General features: G+C 34.6%; 1 protein-coding gene. It reads right to left on the reverse strand.

Translation table 11 applies throughout. The annotated features are described in order from the left end of the window. Positions 1-102 precede the first annotated feature (102 nt). Entirely contained in the window at positions 103-303 is a 201-nt protein-coding gene (locus ACFINI_RS10210; RefSeq protein ID WP_375648068.1) for a helix-turn-helix transcriptional regulator, read from the reverse strand. Positions 304-517: the final 214 nt, after the last annotated feature.

Below are 517 nucleotides of genomic sequence, written 5' to 3' on the forward strand. Positions count from 1 at the left end.
GTCTTGCTTCAGCAGAGAAAGCCTTGAATTTACACCAAATAAAGCACCAGGTTGATGAGCTTGAGAAAGCCTTGTCCATCCTTATGTGACAAGGTTTTCTTTTTATGCTGCGTCACTTTGACGTTGTTGTTTCGCTTGCTCGATGACATTCAAAAGATCTGATTGTAACCAACGGGATAAAAAGCCAAGTTTTAAAGGTTTTGGTAAAGAGCCATTGGTAACATGACGCCGGAATGTTGAAACACTCATATGAAGCAATTTTGCACTTTCACGGTCAGTTAAAAGAATATCATTTTCTGTCATACTAAAATCCTTTCACTCTCAAAAAATGGCAACAAATCATAACCATTTATTAACCACATTTTGGTTCATTTTTGAAGGTATTTTATTTATAGAAAACAATATTTTATCATATAATTTCTGATGTAATACGTGATGAATCTTATTGAGAAAGAATGAGAGAAAAGAGAGCTAAAGTTATCCACAGATCATGGGGTTATTCACCCCATATTTTAGG

The organism is Bartonella sp. AA56HLJMS (assembly GCF_042197145.1).
In the GTDB taxonomy this organism is placed as follows: domain Bacteria; phylum Pseudomonadota; class Alphaproteobacteria; order Rhizobiales; family Rhizobiaceae; genus Bartonella.